Origin of the sequence: Nocardioides sp., assembly GCA_037045645.1 — a bacterium.
Classification (GTDB): Bacteria; Actinomycetota; Actinomycetes; order Propionibacteriales; family Nocardioidaceae; genus Nocardioides.
Genome location: JBAOIH010000011.1, coordinates 65,576 through 84,632, shown reverse-complemented (window position 1 = coordinate 84,632; position 19,057 = coordinate 65,576). Strand labels below are relative to the sequence as shown.

13 protein-coding genes and 1 pseudogene are annotated in these 19,057 nt (G+C 67.1%); 4 read left to right on the top strand and 10 right to left on the bottom strand.

Annotation, left to right across the window (positions count from 1 at the left end; translation table 11 throughout):
- Positions 1–19 precede the first annotated feature (19 nt).
- The 6 genes and pseudogenes from V9G04_18385 to V9G04_18360 all read right to left on the bottom strand — a co-directional run bounded on the left by V9G04_18385 (position 20) and on the right by V9G04_18360 (position 7,796).
- Positions 20–1,496: pseudogene (locus V9G04_18385) on the bottom strand (cytosine permease).
- Between the two features lie 166 nt (positions 1,497–1,662).
- Positions 1,663–2,268, bottom strand: a complete 606-nt coding sequence (locus V9G04_18380) for an ACT domain-containing protein (GenBank protein MEI2715199.1) — start codon at positions 2,266–2,268, stop codon at positions 1,663–1,665.
- A 70-nt stretch (positions 2,269–2,338) separates the two neighbouring features.
- Positions 2,339–4,024, bottom strand: a complete 1,686-nt coding sequence (locus tag V9G04_18375) for a formate--tetrahydrofolate ligase (protein ID MEI2715198.1) — start codon at positions 4,022–4,024, stop codon at positions 2,339–2,341.
- 109 nt (positions 4,025–4,133) lie between these two features.
- Positions 4,134–5,414: a VWA-like domain-containing protein gene (locus V9G04_18370; GenBank protein ID MEI2715197.1), complete on the bottom strand. Its 1,281-nt coding sequence runs from the start codon at positions 5,412–5,414 to the stop codon at positions 4,134–4,136.
- Position 5,415: 1 nt separating this feature from the next.
- The gene (locus tag V9G04_18365; GenBank protein MEI2715196.1) at positions 5,416–6,546 is read right to left on the bottom strand and encodes a hypothetical protein; all 1,131 of its coding nucleotides are present in this window, start codon (positions 6,544–6,546) and stop codon (positions 5,416–5,418) included.
- 32 nt (positions 6,547–6,578) lie between these two features.
- On the bottom strand, positions 6,579–7,796 hold the full coding sequence (locus V9G04_18360) for a hypothetical protein (GenBank protein MEI2715195.1): 1,218 nt from the start codon (positions 7,794–7,796) through the stop codon (positions 6,579–6,581).
- A gap of 369 nt (positions 7,797–8,165) precedes the next feature.
- Here V9G04_18360 and V9G04_18355 point away from each other — a divergent pair, with 369 nt between their 5' ends.
- From V9G04_18355 to treS, 3 genes are all read left to right on the top strand, one after another.
- Entirely contained in the window at positions 8,166–8,735 is a 570-nt protein-coding gene (locus V9G04_18355) for a hypothetical protein (GenBank protein MEI2715194.1), read from the top strand.
- Positions 8,626–10,014, top strand: a complete 1,389-nt coding sequence (locus tag V9G04_18350; protein ID MEI2715193.1) for a phosphoenolpyruvate carboxykinase (GTP) — start codon at positions 8,626–8,628, stop codon at positions 10,012–10,014. Before V9G04_18355 ends, V9G04_18350 begins: the two co-directional genes overlap by 110 nt.
- A 131-nt stretch (positions 10,015–10,145) precedes the next feature.
- Positions 10,146–12,362: a maltose alpha-D-glucosyltransferase gene (treS, locus tag V9G04_18345; GenBank protein MEI2715192.1), complete on the top strand. Its 2,217-nt coding sequence runs from the start codon at positions 10,146–10,148 to the stop codon at positions 12,360–12,362.
- A 128-nt stretch (positions 12,363–12,490) separates the two neighbouring features.
- Here the strand turns inward: treS and V9G04_18340 are convergent, their stop codons facing one another.
- A complete protein-coding gene (locus V9G04_18340; protein MEI2715191.1) occupies positions 12,491–14,209 on the bottom strand; it encodes an NAD-dependent malic enzyme in 1,719 nt (572 codons plus the stop codon).
- A 132-nt stretch (positions 14,210–14,341) separates the two neighbouring features.
- Between V9G04_18340 and V9G04_18335 the strand changes: the two genes are divergently transcribed.
- Positions 14,342–15,193, top strand: coding sequence for an SGNH/GDSL hydrolase family protein (locus V9G04_18335; protein ID MEI2715190.1), 852 nt, complete (start codon positions 14,342–14,344; stop codon positions 15,191–15,193).
- 83 nt (positions 15,194–15,276) lie between these two features.
- Here the strand turns inward: V9G04_18335 and V9G04_18330 are convergent, their stop codons facing one another.
- Genes V9G04_18330 through V9G04_18320 form a run of 3 tightly spaced genes read right to left on the bottom strand, consistent with a single transcriptional unit; the run spans position 15,277 to position 18,936 of the window.
- The gene (locus V9G04_18330; GenBank protein ID MEI2715189.1) at positions 15,277–16,050 is read right to left on the bottom strand and encodes a slipin family protein; all 774 of its coding nucleotides are present in this window, start codon (positions 16,048–16,050) and stop codon (positions 15,277–15,279) included.
- A 1-nt stretch (position 16,051) separates the two neighbouring features.
- Positions 16,052–16,657 (bottom strand): hypothetical protein, encoded by a 606-nt coding sequence (locus tag V9G04_18325; GenBank protein MEI2715188.1) that lies wholly within the window; start codon positions 16,655–16,657, stop codon positions 16,052–16,054.
- The gene (locus V9G04_18320; protein ID MEI2715187.1) at positions 16,654–18,936 is read right to left on the bottom strand and encodes a cbb3-type cytochrome c oxidase subunit I; all 2,283 of its coding nucleotides are present in this window, start codon (positions 18,934–18,936) and stop codon (positions 16,654–16,656) included. The genes V9G04_18325 and V9G04_18320 overlap by 4 nt, the downstream gene beginning before the upstream one ends.
- Between the last annotated feature and the right edge of the window lie 121 nt (positions 18,937–19,057).

Sequence of the window (19,057 nt, the reverse complement as noted above, 5' to 3'; positions counted from 1 at the left end):
CGCGTGCGTTCCCGCCCGGTCAGGACTCTTGACGGGCCACCACGCCGCGGCGGGCTACGTACGTCACCACGAACCCGAGCACCAGCGCGATCAGGACGCCGAGGTTCGCGTACGACCAGGTGCCCTCCCAATAGCCGGGGTCGCCAGCAACGTGCTTGGAGCCGAAGAACGCCTTGAGGAAGTAGCCCTGCCAGTTGTTCCAGGACGTGCCCTCGACGGTGTTGACCACCATGCCCCAGCCGATCACGGTCGCGAGCGCCATCGTCGCCGAGCGAGATCCAGTCGAAGGCGCCATAGCGACCGCGCGCGTCGAAGAGCGCCTGCTCGTCGTAGTCCCGCTTGCGCAGCGCGATGTCGGCGATCATGATCCCGGCCCACGCGGCCAGGGGTACGCCGAGCGTGATCAGGAACGAGGTGAACGGACCGAGGAAGTTCTCGGCGAAGAACACCACCCAGATCGTGCCGATCGTCAAGATCACGCCGTCGATGAGGGCAGCCGACGGGCGGGGAATGCGTACGCCCAATGACAGCAGGGTCAGGCCGGACGAATAGATGCCGAGCACGGCACCTGAGACCAGGGCGAGGACGGCGGCGATCAGGAACGGTACGAGGAACCAGGTCGGCAGGATCGTGCCCAGCGTGCCGATCGGGTCGTTGACGATGCCGTCGGCCAGTTCGGGATCAGAGCCGGCGAGCGCGAGACCATAGATCACCAGCAGGGTCGGCGCGAGCGCGCCGCCGAGGGTGTTCCACCCGACGATCGCGCCGGCCGAGGCATCGCGGTGCTGATAGCGCGACCAGTCGGCGGCGATGTTGATCCACCCGAGGCCGAACCCGGTCATCACCATCACCAGCGCGCCGATCACCGACTGGATCGGGCCCGGCTCTATCGCAGTCACACTCGCCCAGTCGACGTCGCCCAGCGTGAGGGCGACGTACGCGATCGTCGCGATGCCGGTGATCCAGGTCAGGATCGACTGGAACTTCATGATCAGGTGATAGCCCGCCACCGAGGCCGTCACGATCAACGCCGCCACCACGATGGTCGCGACCACCTTGGTGATGGTGCCGCCGCCCCAGCCCAGTTGGTCGAAGATCGTCGCGGTCGCCAGCACCGCCATGATCGACAAGAAGGTCTCCCAGCCGATCGAGACCAGCCACGACAACACGCCCGGCACCTTCTGCCCGGCCACCCCGAACGCGGCCCGCGACAAGATCATCGTCGGCGCCGAGCCGCGCTTGCCGGCGATCGCGATGATCCCGCACAGCACGAACGACAGCACGACGCCGACGATGGTCACGAAGACCGACTGCCAGAAGCTGATCTGGAAGCCCAGGACATAGGAGCCGTACGAAATCCCGAAGACCGAGACGTTGGCCGCGAACCACGGCCAGAACAGGTCGGAGGGCTTCGCGGTGCGTTCGGACTCGTCGATGATCTCGATGCCGGTGGTCTCCACACCGAGCCGTCGGGTCTCCTCCAAGGCTTCGCTCATAGGAGAAGAGTGCACCCATAAGCGGGCGAGAGGGCGCAACCCCCGCCGACGAGTGCTCGTCGACGTGAATGTCGAAGTCGCGCGCGGCCCGGCCTGTGGTGCTTATCGGTGCCACCTGGCGACACCTGCAAGAACCGCAAGGACGGTTGCCCGCCGAACCCGCGTCTCAGTCGCTCCGGGCACCCGACATCGAACCCGCCAGTCCGACCAGATGGCCGAGCCGCGCAAGTTCGGAGTCGAGGAACTCCGGTCCACCGGTGCGCCCCAGCACGATCGTCTCCTCGCCGGCCGCCACCGCACAACGCACCAGGTCACCGTCGTCGGCGATCCGCGTCGCCTGGGCAGGACGTCGTACGACGATCTGCGCCGGGGCACCTTCGGTCGTCTGCACGATCTGCTCGTCGGCCAGTCGTACGGCCCAGTCGACCCGGAAGGTCATCGGCAGCAGTTCGACCAGCCGCGCGATCGCGTCCTCGGGTTCGGCCGTCAGCGCCTCGACCGCTTCGAGGTCCAAGAAGAGGTTGCCGCCCGCGCCATAGCGGCTGATCCACAACACGATCACGCCGTCGAGGGCGTTGCAGGCCGAGACGACCGAGTCGGGCATCGCGCCCGGCATCATCGTCAGCACGACATCGTCGACCGCGGTGCCGTCGACGGACTTGTCGACGATCTCGATCGCCTCGATGTCTCCCCCCGCCTCACCGATCGCGGAGGCGACGCGGCCCAGCGAACCGGGCACGTCGGGCAACTGGACGCGAAGCAGGAAGGTCACGTCAGCCACGCTAACGCGCGGGTGTATCCGGCGTGTTTCGCACCGGCATCCGGACGGTCGAGTAAAGGCCTCAGCTCAGACCGGTCACGACGCCGTCGTCGTCCACGTCGATGTGATCCGACGCGGGCACCTTGGGCAGGCCGGGCATCGTCATGATGTCGCCGGTCACCAGCACGATGAAGCCGGCGCCCGCGGACAGGCGTACCTCTCTGACGTCGAGCGTGTGCCCGGAGGGCGCGCCCAGCGCCTTGGGGTCGGTCGAGAACGAGTACTGCGTCTTGGCCACACAGATCGGCAGGTTCGCGAAGCCGTCCGCGGCGATCTGCGCCAACTGCCGGCGCGCCTTCGCCGAGATGTTGACCTCGGCTGCGCCGTAGAGCCGAGTGGCGAGGGTGGTGATCTTGTCCTCGACCGTGCCGTCGAGTTCGTACGCGTGCTTGAAGTCGGGCGCCCCGGTCTCCAACTGCTCCACCACGCCGCGGGCGAGCGCCTCGGCTCCGGCGCCGCCGTCGCTGAAGTGGGTGGCCTCAAACGCCGAGAAGCCGATCTCCTGGGCGAGTTCACGGACCAGCGCGACCTCCGCGTCGGTGTCGGAGGGGAACCTGTTGATCGCCACCACTGCGGGCAGCCCGAAGATGTCGCGCAGGTTGGTGAGGTGGCGCTCCATGTTGGGGAAACCGCCGCGTACGGCGTCGAGGTCCTCGCTCTGCAGGTCTGCGACGGCGACCCCACCGTGATACTTCAACGCGCGTACGGTGGCCACGACCACGACACAGTCGGGCTTGAGACCGGCCATCCGGCACTTCAGGTCGAGGAACTTCTCCGCCCCCAGGTCCGCGCCGAAGCCCGCCTCGGTGACGACGACGTCGGCGAGTTTGAGAGCCGTACGCGTGGCCATCACCGAGTTGCAGCCGTGCGCGATGTTGGCGAACGGACCACCGTGGACGAAGGCGGGCGCGTGCTCCAACGTCTGCACGAGGTTGGGCTGGATCGCGTTCTTCAGGAGTACGGCGAGCGCGCCCTGGGCGCCGAGGTCGCTGGCGAGGATCGGCTTCTTGTCGCGCGTGTGCGCCACGACGATGCGCCCGATGCGTTCCTTGAGGTCGGCGATCGACTCGGCCAGACAGAAGATCGCCATCAGCTCCGACGCCACGACGATGTCGAAGCCGTCCTCGCGCGGGAAACCGTTCGCGGTGCCGCCGAGCCCGACCACGATGTCGCGCAGTGCACGGTCGTTGAGGTCGACGACACGCTTCCAGGTGATGGTGCGGATGTCGATGCCCAACGCGTTGCCGTGATGGATGTGGTTGTCGATCAGGGCTGCCAGCAGGTTGTTGGCAGCGGCGATCGCGGCGAAGTCGCCGGTGAAGTGCAGGTTGATGTCGGTCATCGGTACGACCTGGGCGTAGCCGCCGCCGGCCGCTCCACCCTTCATCCCGAAGACCGGCCCCATCGAGGGCTCGCGCAGTGCGGCGCACGAGCGCTGCCCGATCCGCTGGAGGGCGTCGGTCAGGCCCACGGTGGTGGTCGTCTTGCCCTCGCCCGCCGGGGTAGGGGAGATGGCGGTGACCAGCACGAGTTTGCCGTCGGGTCGATCGCGCAGCGAGGAGACGTACGCCAGGTCGAGCTTGGCCTTGTCGTGGCCGTAGGGCACCAGCACCTGCGGATCGTCGATCCCGAGTCTTTCGGTGGCTACCTTGGTGATCGGCCAGAGTTCGGCCGCGTTCGCGATCTCACCATCAGACGGAAACGACACAGGACAGACCTCCTTGACCACACCGCGCCCCATTGCGCGGTGCACCTTTTCGGAGTGTGACCCAAAGGTGCGCATCGCGCAACGGGTTGCGTGATGCGAGACACATCGGCTAGACCAGCACGCACTCGATCCGAGTGGCCCAAGCAGGCGTTCCCGGCATCGGATCACCCTTGCGCCCCAACATGGCGGCGACCACGGCGATGCCGGGCGGGGGCACCTCCGGCCACGGGGTGTAGCCGTCGGTGAACACGATCATCACGTCCGGCCTGGGCCGATCTGCGGCTGCGGCGGCCATCCCCACGCGCATGTCGGTGCCACCACCGCCGACCAACGAAGCATCCCGAGCACTGCGTACGCGCGACACCGCACCCACGTCGGCATCGCAGGCGTAGACGGTGACGGCTGCCCCCGCGACTCCGAGCCCGCGCAGGGCACCCTCGACCTCACCCATCGCCTTGCCCAGCAGGGTGTCGTCGACGCTGCCCGAGGTGTCGATGATGGTCGCGACGCGCGGCACGGGCCGGCGCATGCCGGGCATGAAGACATGCGGCGAGGCACTCTGCCGCCGAGACGGCCGACTCCACGTGTAGTCCGTACGCCCGTTGGCCCAGCCGACCGCCCTTCGTACGGCCTGAGCCAGCAGCGGCTCCCACGGGATCTCGGGCTCGGTCATCCGCTTCGCCCAGCGCTGCGCCTCCCCGGGGATCGTCCCGCGCGAGGTGCAATGGCCCTGATAGTCGATGGCGACCTGGTGCCTGATCCGGTCGGCGTCGACGCGGTCGACGGCTCCGGCATCTGCCTCGGCTGGGAGTTCGTACGAGCGACGCTGCCCGTCGCACGCACTGCCGCAGCCGGACTGTGGCGTTGCCCCGGTGTGCCCGTCCTGGCCGACCGAGTCGGCCGGCAGCAGGGAGAGCACGGTGAAGTACTCCTCCGCCGCCCGGTCGTGCCCGAGCCGGTTGATCTCACGCCTGGTCCGAGACTGCCTGGCTCGCGTGCTCGCGGATCCGACCGAGAGCCCGTCATGGCGAGCGGTGTCGTCGATGGTCAGATCGGTCGCTTCGTGCCAGGCCGACGCACCCGCCGTACCGACCTGCATTCCGTGCGCACGATCGGCGTGTTCGAGCAGCAGGTGCCAGGTGCAGTGCAAGACCTCCGCGGCGACCTCGCTCACCGCAGCGGCCAGCACCCAGGTCGGGTTGGCGTACAGGCGCCAGTGCTCGTCGGCCGACACCCGCTCGACCTCGTCGTTGGGGACCAGGATCAAGGCATAGAGCGCCGTCGCCAGATAGGGCAGGTTGCGCGGCCCGTCGTCGCCGCTGCCTTCGGAGATCAACCAGAGCTTCGCAGCCGCGATCTTGTCGGCGACCCCCTTCGTCTGCGGGTCCATGTCAGGCACCCTTCAGCAGACCCGAGAGCGCGAGCACTCCGGCGAAGACCTTGATCTCCGGCGGCAGTTGCGCGTCGGAGGGTCGCATCCCAGGTCGCATCAGCGCGCGTACGACCGGCACCGCCGGGTCCACACCCACCGTGTCGGCGGCCCGGGAGCAGGCGACGACGGCAGCGCGCCAACGATCGGCACTAGGCTTGGTCTTGACGGCGGCCAGCACGCTCTGGAGCACGACATAGACGCGGTCTGCGCGCAACCCGCCGAACTCGAAGGAGTCCGCGAACTCCAACACGTCCTCCGGATTGGGCAACTCCTGTGCGGCGATCCAGGCCAGGAACTCATGGGCGACCGCCTCGCCGACCGCCCCCGAGACGAGCAGCCGCTGCACGGTCTTGGGCGCGCCGACCGCCTCGGCCCAGCCGAGCAGGATCGCGGCGTACTCCCACATCCGCGGGGTCGGGAACGCCTTGCCGCGATCCGTGGCCGACGTGGGGATCGCGCTGAGTTGGGACTGACGCGCGCTCAGGAATCCGACCATGCAACTGCGTGCCATCGAGATGTGGGAGTGGAGATCCTCGGGCGCCGAATACACCGGCAACTCGGGCCAGTCGCCGGTCACCACACTCTCGGCGAAGACCTCGAGCGGCATCCCCCATTGCAGGTGGATGAAGCGTGACGCGGTCGGCGCGGCGAGTTCCCAGCCGGCCGCGGCCACGTCGGCAGGGTTGGCGGCGGCGACCATCGACACCGTGTCGGGCAACTGCAGCGCGCCGACCTCATAGTGGGTCAGTGGCCGCAACGCCGCAGCCTGGAGTGCCGGCGAAGCAGTCGAGAACTCGTCGAAGAAGGCGATCGAGGGGCCCTCGTGCTCAGCCAGGCGCTTGGCCCACGCGGGCGGTGCCAGTGTCACCGCCGGACCGTCGAGCAACGGCAGTCCGGCGAAGTCGCTGGGTTCGTAGTGGCTCACGATCAGGGTCTCGACATGCCAGCCCTTGTCCTGGACCGACTCGATGACGGCCGTCTTGCCCTGCCCGGGGTCGCCCCAGATCAGGGCGGGAATGCGGGCGCTGATGCACAGCCCCAATGCCTGCAACGTGTTCTCGTAGTCGACGCGGGTACGGATGGCGGACATGTCTCTCCTCATGGTGCGGATTGCAGGGCGGTTCAGAGCAGTTCGAGGGCGGCGTCGACCGTGCGTACGCCGAAGTTGATCAGCGTTTCGGCCGTCGTGAGCGTGCCGCTCGCCTGCAGGATCAACGCGGTCGCGGTGAACTCGGGCGGATCTGGGACATGGGACACGGCCGAGCGCAACCGGATGACGTGTTCGCGCCCGAAGTTGGGTTTCGTCGGCACCCCGGCGCGCAGCAGTCGCATCAGGTCGTACGCCTCGGGCTGGATCTCCAGGCGCCACCATGCGGCTGCTGCTTCGCCTGCACGGCGAGGCGGTACGTCGGCGTCATGCGCGATCTCGTGGATCTCCTCGGGGCGCCAGGTCGAGCTCATCAACGTGGTGACATCGAAGGGGTGCAGACCGAGTGCGAGCCAGTCGAACCGGCAGGCAGGTTCCTCGACGTCGCGCGGGCAATAGGTGGTCAGTGCCCAGTTGAGCAGCGCGGGGCCACCGGCCTCGAAGTGCGCCAGCCACTGGGCGCCGATGCGGTGCAGTGCGACCTCGCGTACGAGCCGGGCATCCATCGGTTCGCCGTGCGGGGCGATCATGTCGGTCACCGCCAGGATCACCTTCGGCGGGATGCCTGCCTCCCACAGGGTGCGGACCCCGGCCGGGTCGGTGAGCCGGCGGCCCGCGTAGTGATGGTCGGCCCACGAGGCGGGCGAGAAGGCGTCGTCGAGGACCCGGCCGATCTGCTCGCAGACCGACTTCAGCGCCACGCGCTTGACGTCGTGTACCGCGGCCCAGTGCGAGATCCCACGCAGGTGATCGGCGGCGCGGTCGGCACTGGTCGGCGATGCCACCAGGCAACTACAGCCCGGGACGGGTTGCGCAACGACCCAGGCGTTGCCGCGCCGCGTGATCGCGGGCGGCACCAGCCGGTGCACGTGCAACCAGTGATCGCGAGCCGCCGGCAGGAGGTGGTCGGCCAACTGCACGCAGGTCGAATAGCTGCCCAACGCCACGGCGACGCGCTCGGCGTCCAGGTCGTGACCGGTCTCCAGTTCCCAGCCATCGGTAAGGGTGACGATGTGCGGCGTGCCTCTGCGGCGCGGCTGCGTACGGCAATCCACGGCGAAGGAAACGTCGGACAGGCGCAGGGGATGGCGCGGCCACCCCCACTCGTCACGCTCCCACCAGGGATCCTGCGGGTCCATTTCCAGCAGCGACGGCTGGGCACACTCGGACTCTTCTGTCTGCTCCGCCGACACCCCACACCCCTCGAACACCCGTTCCGCCAACCCGAGCCAAGTGGCCAAACGTACGTTCGATTTTGCTCCCCCTCAAGGGTTGATTTCCCTCAGGAAATCTGCGGGGTCGGCGCGTTCTGGAACGTTCCAGCGTGCGGCCTGTCAGCTTCTTTACCGTGCGTCTCAGAGCCCGGATGTCGTCGATCCCAAGAAGCGGTCAGACTGTTCAGCATCAGAGACAGCGAGGGCTTCCGCGTGTGCGGTTGGCCACTCTCGGCCCGATTGGAACGTGCAAGTCCGATCAGAAGTCTCAGGCCTCGCGCGATCACGATAACTTGCCGATATCAGGTGGAAATGCCTGCTCGATCGAGAGGACTGAGGGACACCAAGATGGTCGACGTGGATGCTGCACTCGATGCGGCGGGCCTCAACAACCAGGCCGTGCGCGCGTACGTGCGTGAGTGGGCGGAGATCCTCCAGCCCGAGCGAGTCGAGGTCGTCAGCGCGGCTGACGACCAGCGCCTGATCGCCGAAGGCCTGGAGGCCGGCGAGATCCTGCCCGCGGGCGAGGGACGCTACTACTCCCGCTCCTACTTCAAGGACACCGCGCGCTCCGAGGAGCGCACCATCGTCGCCACGAACGACGAGAAGGACCGCGGTGTCTACAACAACTGGCGTCCCGCGTCTGAGATGAAAGAGATCCAGATCGAGCGGATGCGCGGGGCGTACAAGGGCAAGACGATGTACGTCATCCCCTACCTGATGTCGCCTCCCGGAAGCTCCGCTGGAGCGCTTCGCGGCCGGTGTCGAACTCACCGACAACCGCACCGTCGTGATGCACATGATCCGGATGGCACGCGTCGGCGTCGACCTGATCGAGAACCTTGCCGACCCCGAGATGTTCGTCCGCGCCGTGCACGTCACCGGCGACCTGGAGAACCTCGGCCAGGGCACCCCTGACGACCAGCGCTACTTCGTGACCGTCGCCGACGAGCGCACGATCTTGCACTTCGGGTCGTCCTACGGCGGCAACGCGCTGCTCGGCAAGATCGCCCACGGTCTGCGCCAGGCGGCGTACGACGGCTGGGCCAGCGGGGAGTTCCTCTCCGAGCAGTTCATGCTGATCGGCATTACCGACAAGGAGACGGGCAAGCGCTACCACATCTGTGGCGGCTTCCCGTCGGCGTCGGGCAAGACCAACCTCGCGATGATGCTGCCGCCCGAGGGCATGGGCGAGCGCTATCAGGTCGACTTCTATGGCGACGACATCGCCTGGCTGTGGGTGAACCCCGAGGACGGCAAGCTCTACGGGATGAACCCGGAGTACGGCGCGTTCGGTGTCGCCAAGGACACCAACGAGACCACCAACCCGACGGCGCTGGACTCCATCAAGGAGGGCACCGAGGTGCTCTTCACCAACATCGCCTACAACGAGGACACCCACGACGTGTGGTGGGAGGGCAAGACCAAGACGCCGCCCGCCGACACCACCGGCTGGATCGACTGGAAGGGCGAGCGGATCTCCGATCGCGAGGCCACCGACGACTCGCCGTGGGCCCACCCCAACAGCCGCTTCACCACCACGCTGGCCAACGTGCCCAACGTGGCGGCGGACTTCGAGGACCCCAAGGGTGTCCCGATCGACGGCATCATCTTCGGTGGGCGTACGCGTGATCGTGAACCGCTGATCCGCGCGATCACCGACCTCGCCGAGGGCGTGTACGACGGCCTCACCCTGGGCGCCGAGGCGACGTTTGCCGCCGAGGGTGTCGAGGGCCAGTTGCGCTATGACCCGATGTCGATGCGGCCGTTCATGTCGTACGGCGAGGGCGACTACGCCGCGCACTGGCTCAAGATCGTCGGCGCCGCCAAGGAGCAGCCGATCTTCGCCCACGTCAACTGGTTCCAGCGTGACCCGGAGGACGGCCACTTCCTGTGGCCCGGGTACCGCGACAACCTGCGCCCGCTGCTGTGGCTGATGCGCTACAAGGACGGCGAGGTCACCGGTCGCCAGACTCCGGTCGGCGTGATCCCGACCCAGGAGGAGCTCGAACTCGACGGCATCGAGATCGACCAGGCCGACCTCGACAAGCTGCTCACCATCGACAACGCGCGGTGGCAGCAGGAGATCGAGTTCCGCGCCGAGCACCTGGAGCAGTTCGACCGGCTGCCCGAGGAGATCTGGGAGGCGCACCGCCGGGTCGAGGCCGACCTCAAGGCCGAGGGGTCACAAAACTAGGCCGAGGGGTCACAAAATCCCGGCGAGGGGTCATGAACTCACATGCGTTCATGACCCCTCGTGCGATTTTGGTGACCCCTCGGCGGATCCCCGGCTGACCGCAGACCGTCGCGGCCGGTTTAATGGCCGCTGTGACGGATGACAACACGCCGGTTGAGCCCCCCACCGAAGAGCACGAGGCGGGCGACATCACGTACGACGAGCAGTTCTATCCGGCTCGGCCCCGCGCGCTGCGACCCCGGGCACGGCTGCGCCAGGGCGCGCCGACGATGGGCGAGGAGCGTACGGGTGAGCCCGACGGCTCGAACCCGATCTACATCGAGTGGCTCAAGCAGGCCTCGATGCTGGAGGACGCGGTCAAGATCTCCGCGCAGTTCTCCGGCAAGGGCAGCATGTGGCAGAACCCGTACGCCCAACCCAACCCGGTGAACGCAGTCGAGACGGCCGCGGTCTGGTTCACGGCGTACCCCCTCTCGCTGGTGACCAAGCCCGGCTCGTCGTTCCTCGCCACGCTGGCCGACGAGGCGCTGTGGCGCGCGTTCGAGACGATCGGAATCGACGCGATGCACACCGGCCCGGTCAAGCGCGCGGGTGGCCTGACCGGCTGGGAGCCGACACCGTCGGTCGACGGGCACTTCGACCGGATCAGCACCGAGATCGACGGCCTCTTCGGCACCGAGGACGAGTTCCGCACGATGTGCGAAGTCGCCGGTGAACACGGCGGCACGATCATCGACGACATCGTGCCCGGCCACACCGGCAAGGGCGCGGACTTCAGGCTCGCGGAGATGGGGTTCGGCGAATACCCCGGGATCTATCACATGGTCGAGATCGACGAGGAGGACTGGGGTCTGCTCCCCGACGTCGCTGCGGGTCGCGACTCGCGCAACCTCGACGCCGAGCAGGAGGCCGCGCTGGCCGACGCCGGCTACATCATCGGCGCGCTGCAGCGGGTGATCTTCCACGATCCCGGCATCAAGGACACCAACTGGTCGGCCACCGCGCCCGTGCTCGGTGCCGACGGGGTGACCAGGCGCTGGGTGTATCTGCACTACTTCAAGGAGGGCCAGCCCTCGATCAACTGGCTCGACCCGACGTTCGCGGGCATGAAGTTGGTCATCGGTGATGCCCTGCACTCCCTAGGTGATCTCGGCTCGGGCGCGCTGCGCCTGGACGCCAACGGCTTCCTGGGCGTGGAAAAGAGCGCCGAAGGCCCGGCGTGGTCGGAGGGACACCCCCTCTCCGAAGCTGCCAACCACGTGATCGCCAGCATGGTCCGCAAGGTCGGCGGCTTCACGTTCCAGGAGCTCAACCTCACCATCGACGACATCTTCGAGACCTCGCAGAGCGGGGCAGACCTGTCGTACGACTTCGTCAACCGGCCCGCCTATCAGCACGCCATGGCGACGGGCGACACCGAGTTCCTGCGGCTGACGCTCAACGAGTCGCTCAAGGTCGGGGTCCTGCCGGTCTCGCTCGTGCATGCGTTGCAGAACCACGACGAGATGACGTACGAGCTCGTCCACTTCGCCACCCGCCACAAGGAGGAGGAGTACGACTTCCGCGGCGAGACGATCCTGGGTGGTGACCTGGCGGAGGCAGTCCGCGCGGACCTGATCGACAACCTCACCGGCGAGGGCGGTCCCTTCAACGCGATCTTCACGACCAACGGGATCGCCTCGACCACCGCCAGCATCATCGCGGCCTCGCTCGGGATCACCGATCTCGACTCGATCACCGCCGAGGATGCCGAGCGGATCAAGCAGGCGCACCTGTTGCTGGCGAAGTTCAACGCCTGGCAACCCGGTGTCTTCGCCTTGTCTGGGTGGGATCTGTGCGGCGCGTTGCCGCTGCCGCGCGCGGCGGTCGAGGCTCTGATCAAAGACGGGGACACCCGCTGGATTCACCGCGGGGCGTACGACCTGATGGGTCACGGCGACCACGCGGGCTTCGCGGGGATGCCGCCTGCGCGCGCGCTCTATGGCGACCTGCCCGCGCAGTTGGCCGACCCGTCCTCCTTCGCGCACGGGCTGCGCAAGATCATCGAGTTGCGCAACGCGTACGGCCTCGCGTCGGGCGAGCAGGTGGACGTCCCCGCGGTCGGGCACCCCGGCTTGTTGGTGATGGTGCACCGGCTGCCGTCAGAGCAGGTGCAGGTCACGGTGTTGAACTTCAGCCAGGAGGAAGTCACCGGTTCCATCCGCTCCGACGAGTTCGAGCCGCGCGCGATTCTGACCGATCTGGAGTCCGGCGCGGAGGCGGGCGAGGTCGACGACCTCAACTCCTTCATCTTGACGCTCGGTGCGCACGAGGGCCGTGCGTACGTCTTGGAGGCACCCCAGTCGTGATCACCTTGACCTCGCTGCCGGTGCTGTTCGCGGGAGTCTTCACGCTGCTGATGATCGTGCTGCTGGCCGGAATGATGTGGCTGCTGCATCGCAACGATCAGCGCAAGGAAGGTTGACCCGACCCCCCGCTAGATCGCCTCGATCTCGGGATAGACCGGCTGCCACATCCGCTCGTACACCTGCTGGATGGGGTCGGTCAGCGGCACCTCGGCGACGCCTTCGCGCTCGGCTTGTTGGGCCACTGCGATCGCCACCGTCGCCGAGACCAGGCGTAGGTCGGAGATGCCCGGGAGCAGGGACGCGCCCGGGCGCCAGGCGTTCACCAGACCGGCCAAGGCCTCGGACGCCGCCGCGATCATGCCCTTGGTGACGCGGGTGGCCTGACATACCGCGACGCCGAGGCCGAGCCCGGGGAAGATCAGGGCGTTGTTGGACTGCGCGATGACATGGCGTACGCCGCCGTGGTCCACCGCACCGAACGGTGATCCGGTCGCGATCAGCGCCTTGCCGCCGCTCCACTCCAACACGTCCGACGGCGTCGCCTCCGCGCGGCTCGTGGGGTTGGACAGCGGGAAGATGATGGGCCGCGAGCAGTGCCGTGCCATCTCCTCCACGATCTCCTTGCTGAAGGCGCCGCCCTTGGTCGAGGTGCCGATCAGGATCGTCGGCTTCACATGCTTGATGACATCGAGCAGGCCGACGTATCCGGGCTTCGCCAACTCCCAGTCGGCGACCTCGGCGCGCGTGCGAGCGTACGGCTTCTGGAAGTCCAGCAGGGTCGTGTCGTCGTCGAGATAGAGCCCCTGGATGCCGATGGGCCAGAAGCGGGCGTACGCCTCCTCGGGCGTCTCCTCGCGACCGGTGCGCAGCATGGTGTCGTGAATCAGGTCCGCGATCCCGATGCCGGCCGAACCCGCGCCGAAGACCACGATCCGGTGGTCGTCCAGGTCGACGCCGGTGACGTCGACGGCAGCCAGGATGGCGGCGAGTACGACGGCCGCGGTGCCCTGGATGTCGTCGTTGAAGGTGCAGACCTCGTCCTGATAGCGCGTCAGGATGCGGTGCGCGTTGCCGGTGCCGACGTCCTCCCAGTGGATCATCGCGCGCGGGAAGAGCTTCTTGACCGCTTCGACGAACTGGTCGACGAACTCGTCGTACCGCTCACCGCGCACCCGGCTGTGGCGCTCACCGAGATAGAGGTCGTTGCTGAGCAGACCAAGATTGTCGGTGCCGACGTCGAGGACGACGGGGATCGTACGACGGGGGTGGATCCCGGCTGCGGCGGTGTAGACGCTGAGTTTGCCGATCGCGATCTGGATGCCGCCGATGCCCTGGTCGCCGATGCCGAGGATGCCTTCGGAGTCGGTGACGCAGACCAGGTCGACGTCGTCTGCACCGAGGCCGTAGTTGCTCAGCGACTCCTCGATCAGGTCCGGCTGGTCGATCGAGAGGAAGACGCCACGCGGGCGGTTGTAGGTGTGGCTGAAGCGCTCGATCGCCTCACCGATCGTCGGCGTATAGATGACCGGCAGCATCTCCTCCAGGTTGGCGGTCAGCAGGTGGTAGAAGAGGATCTCGTTGCGATCACGCAGTGCGTTGAGGGTGAGGAACTTGCCGAGCATCGTGGAGGTGCTGCGGAACTGTTCGTACGTGCGCCGGGTCTGGTTCTCCAGGGTGGTCGAGCCGGGCGGCACCAGGCCGTGCAGACCGAGCGCGTCCCGCTCCTCGCGGGTGAACGCGGTGCCGCGGTTGGTCATCGGGTTGGAGAGCACCGCGCGTCCGCGCGCGCGGACACGAAGAGGTGCGTCGGCGACCTTGGTGTCCTGCTCATAGTCGTGCTCGGCCATGGGACCACCTTGACGAACGACTACCCCCGAGGGCAAACGGGCCATGTTGTGACAGTCGTTTACAAAACGGCTCTGACCTTGCACAGTTGCTCCAATGCCGACACCGAGCTCGGCCATCCGACGGAGGAACACATGAGAGTCGTACGAAATCTGGCAGTCGCCGCTGCCCTCGCCCTCACCGCCACGGCGCTCGTGGGCGCACCTGCGCAATCGGCCGACCCGGTCAACTACGTCGCGATGGGCGACAGTTTCTCGGCCGGCACCGGCATCTGGCCGTCCGACTCGTCGGCCAACCCGGCGTGTCTGCGCTCGGCCAACGACATCGGCCACCTCCTCGCGCCCCAGATCGGCGCCCAACTCACCGACGTGGCCTGCGGCGGCGCCAAGACGGGGGACTTCGCGGGCAAGCAGTACGGCTTCATCGCCCCGCAACTCAATGCGCTCTCGGCCGACACCGACGTGGTGACGATGACGATCGGCGGCAACGACAACGACGTCTTCGTCAGCATGATCATGGCCTGCGCCTCCGCGAGCGCCCTCACCTGGGGCTTCGGCAGCCCGTGCAAGTCGATCTACGGCAACACGTTCAAGAACAAGATCGCCAACCAGACCTACCCGGCGCTGGTGAGCGCCCTGCAGGCCACGAAAGCGAAGGCTCCGAACGCCAAGATCGGCATCGCGGGCTACCTGACCGTCCTGCCGGCCACCTGGAACTCCGGCTGCTGGGACTCCGGGATCGCACGCGGCGACGTGCCGTACATCTTCGACATCCAGAACTACATCAACGCCACGGTGAAGCGGGCGGCTGCAGCCGCGGGGGTCACCTACGTCGACGTCAGCGAATCCCTGACCCACGACGCCTGCCGGCCCGCGGGTCAGCGCTGGACCGCCAGTATCACCAGTTTCGAAGCGGCACCGGCGCACCCCAACCTGGCGGGCAGTCAGGCGTACGCCCGGATGTTCAAGGCTCAGCTGGGGTTGTAGGGCCCAGCCCCCGAGATCGGAAGAACTGCGGCCGGGGGAGGGTCAGCCAGGCAAGCGGCTGGCCCCGCGGCCGCAGTTCTTGCCTAGTTGGTGGGGGTGTCAGCCGTGCCGAAACGCTGGAGCAGCGGCCCGATCAGATCCATCGGCAGTGGGAACACGACGGTGGAGTTCTGATCGGCGCCGAGCTCCAGCAGCGTCTGGAGGTAGCGCAACTGCAAGGACGCGGGGCTCTCGCTGAGCGTGATCGCCGCGTCGCGCAACTCGGTCGAGGCCTGCAACTCACCGCGCGCGCTGATCACCTTCGCGCGGCGTTCGCGCTCGGCCTCGGCCTCGCGCGCCATCGCGCGCTGCATCTGTTCGGGGATCTCGACGTCCTTGACCTCGACCACGCGCACCTCGACGCCCCACGGGCCGGTCTGGGTGTCGATGATCTTGGCGAGTTCCTCGTTGAGGTCGTCGCGGTGCGCCAGGATGGTGTCGAGGTCGGCGCGCCCGAGGACCGACCGCAGGGTCGTCTGGGCGATCTGACTGGTGGCGACCGCATAGTTCTCCACCGACATCACCGCGCGCTCGGCGTCGATCACCTGGAAGAGCACGACCGCGTTGACCCGGGCCGGCACGTTGTCGCGGGTGATGATCTCTTGCGGCGGGATCGTCAACGTGACCACGCGCATGTCGACGCGTACGAGCTTGTCCGCACCCGGCAGCAGCAGCTTCAGGCCCGCGCCCGCGACTGGACGCAGGTGGCCGAAGCGGAAGATCACGCCGCGTTCGTACTCCGGGATCACCTTCAGCGACAACGCCAACAACCCGCCGATCAGCAGGAGCAGCACCAAGGCGACGACCGCCCAGACCATGTCAGACCCTTCCCTTGGTGCCCCAGGTCGTCCGATAAGGATCGGGACGAGCAGCGGGGCGGTAGACCAGATCCTGCGAGACGTGCTCGGGGAATCCGGCCGGAGTGTGCCACAAGTGTCTGGCGAGCGGGATCGACGCGATGACCACGCCGAGCACGGTCGCCGAAAGCACCAGCAGGTCGGTGATGCTGTGGGCGCCGAAGAGCATCCCGAGAGGGAGTACGAGCGCCACGACCGCCACCATCACCGAGATGCCGCGGTGGAATCGCCCCGCCTCCGAGTAGGGCCACGGGTCGTACTCGCGGGTGATCTCACGACCGTGGCCGGACGTCGTACACGTGTCCTTGACCGGGCAGGCGTTGCAGATCGACGGAGTCGCGCGATAGCGCATCACGCGGTTCTCCGGGTCGAAGGACTTCGGCCACAGCCACTGGTCCTCCGGGCACTGCCAGGCGTCGTGGTCCTCGTGATAGACGAAGTTGCCCGTACGCCACTCGTTGGAGCGTTTGGCCACCCGCCGTGACATGAGGTCGAAACCCCATGCCACCGCGAGCAGGCAGAGTGCGTACGCCGCGACCAGGACGACCGCGACCGAGGGTGCGGTCACTTGTCGGTCGCCCCTGTGGATACCGGCTGCTGCTCGGTGAACAGTGGATCGGAGCCGAGCTCGAGCGAGGTCGTGCCGCTGCGGAAGTGGCGCAGCCCCTGGAAGGCGATCCACAGGAACGGCAGGCAACCACCGGCGATGAACAGCACGTCACCGGGCAGTCGTCCCCACTCGAGCAGCTTGTTGCTCGACGAGGTGATGTAGCCCAGCGACCGCGCCTCGTAGTAACCCTCGCCGACCGAGTGGTAGAGCTGGAGTACGCCCAGCGGCAGCAGTGTCGCGAAGACCATCCAGGCCAGGCCGATATTGAGCGACCAGAAACTGATCTTGGCCAGTTTGTCCGGCCACTTCTCGGCCGGGATCAGATAGCGCAGCGCGAACATCGCCAGGCCGACCGCGAGCATGCCGTACACGCCCATCATCGCGGCGTGACCGTGGTTGGCGGTCAGCGCGGTGCCGATCTGGTAGTAGCTGACGATCGGCAGGTTGATCAGGAAGCCGAAGACGCCGGCACCCAGGAAGTTCCAGAAACCCACCGCTACCAGGAACATCACCGCCCAACGGTGCGGGAACGGCGTACTGCTCTTGCCTTCCTGCCGCGCCCCGAGCTGCATGAACGTCCACGCCTCGACCGTGAGGAACGTCAGCGGGATGACCTCCGCGGCCGAGAACATCGCACCCAGAGCCATGTGCTCCACCGGCGTACCGGAGAAGTAGAGGTGGTGCATCGTGCCGATGACGCCACCCATCGAGTACAAGATGATGTCGAGGAAGATGATGCCCAGTGCGATCCGCTCTCGGACGACGCCGAGCAGCACGAAGATGTAGGCCACCATCACCGTGGTGAAGAGCTCCAGGAAGTCCTCGACCCACAGGTGGACCACCCAGAAGCGCCAGAACTCCGCGACCGAGATGTGGGTCTCCGTACGCGCAAGCAGGCCGACTGCGTAGAACGCCGGGATCGCGAGGGCGGAGAAGAAGAACAGCCACGGCATGTTGCCCTTGGATTCGCCCTTGAGCCGCGCGCGCATGCCGCGATAGACGATGAAGATCCAGATGAACAGACCGGTCGTCAGCAGGATCTGGAAGACCCGTGGCAGGTCGAGATACTCCCATTGCTGCTCGAAGAGCGGGCCGTTGGCCCAGGAGACGCCATGGATGCTGAGCGCCTCGGCGGCCATCGAGCCGAAGACCACGACGGCGACCGCACCGAGCAGGACGTACGACAGCAGCGCCTGGCCCTTCGGTTCTCGCCGCGCGATCAACGGGGTCAAGAAGATGCCTGCGGCGAGGAAGGCGCCCGCGGTCCAGAAGAGCGCGAGTTGGAGGTGCCAGGTGCGCGCCAGGTTGAAGGGCAGGAGTTCGACGATGAAGTCGAGTCCGAAGAAGCTCGACGTATCCGCTCGATAGTGCTCGGTCAGCGCGCCGAGCATCGCTTGCATCAAGAAGAGCAACGCGATCACGAAGAAGAACCACGCGGTGCTGCGCTGCGCGGGCGTGAGTGACACCTCCCCAGGCTGTTTGAACGACAGCGCCGGGGCTTCTTCCGAGTGCCAGCCGATCTCGCGACTCCACTTGCCGTAGATCGCGAAGAGGATGCCGGTGCCGCCCAGCAGGACGACCAGCGACAGGCCGGACCACACGATCAGGTCGGGTGTGGGGCCGTTGTCGACCGCGGGCTCGGCGGGCCAGTTGTTGGTGTAGCTGTATTTGTGGCCCGGTCGCTCGGCGGCAGACGCCCAGGCGGTCCAGGAGAAGAACGCCGTGAGTTGGCGGGCCTCCTCGGGGGTCTTGATGGTGTTCTCGAGCAGGCCGTACTTGGGAGCGTCCTTGCCGAAGTACGTCGCGTAGTGCTTCTGCAGATCCTCGAAGGCCGCGAGTTGAGCCTGCGTGTAGACCAACGTCTCGGTCGACTTGTCATAGCGGTTGGTGCGGTATTCGTCGCGTACGGCCACCGTCGCGTCGACGACACCCTCGTCCTGGAACTCCTTGAGCGTGTGGTCGGTCGAACGGCGTAGATAGTCGGCCGTCCAGTCGGGCCCGAGGTACGCGCCGTGGCCCATGATCGAGCCGTACTGCTGCAGTCCGCGTTTGAGGAAGAGCTTCTGCCCCTCCTTGATGTCGGCCTTGGTGAAGACCACCTGACCGGACTCGTCGACGACCTTCTCGGGTTCGGGCATCGAGGCGGTGTAGGTGCGGTAGGTCAAGATCCCCATGATGAAGAAGCTGAAGAGCATGACCAGGGCGACGCCTTGGACCCAGCCCTTCCCGATCATCATCTGTTTGCGGGGCCCGTCGTCCCAGGGTCCGTTGCCCCCGGACGTCTGCGTCCGCGCTTGGCTGTCCTCGACGATGCTCATCGCGATCTCCCGATCACTCAGGCGGCGCCAGCCGCCAGCA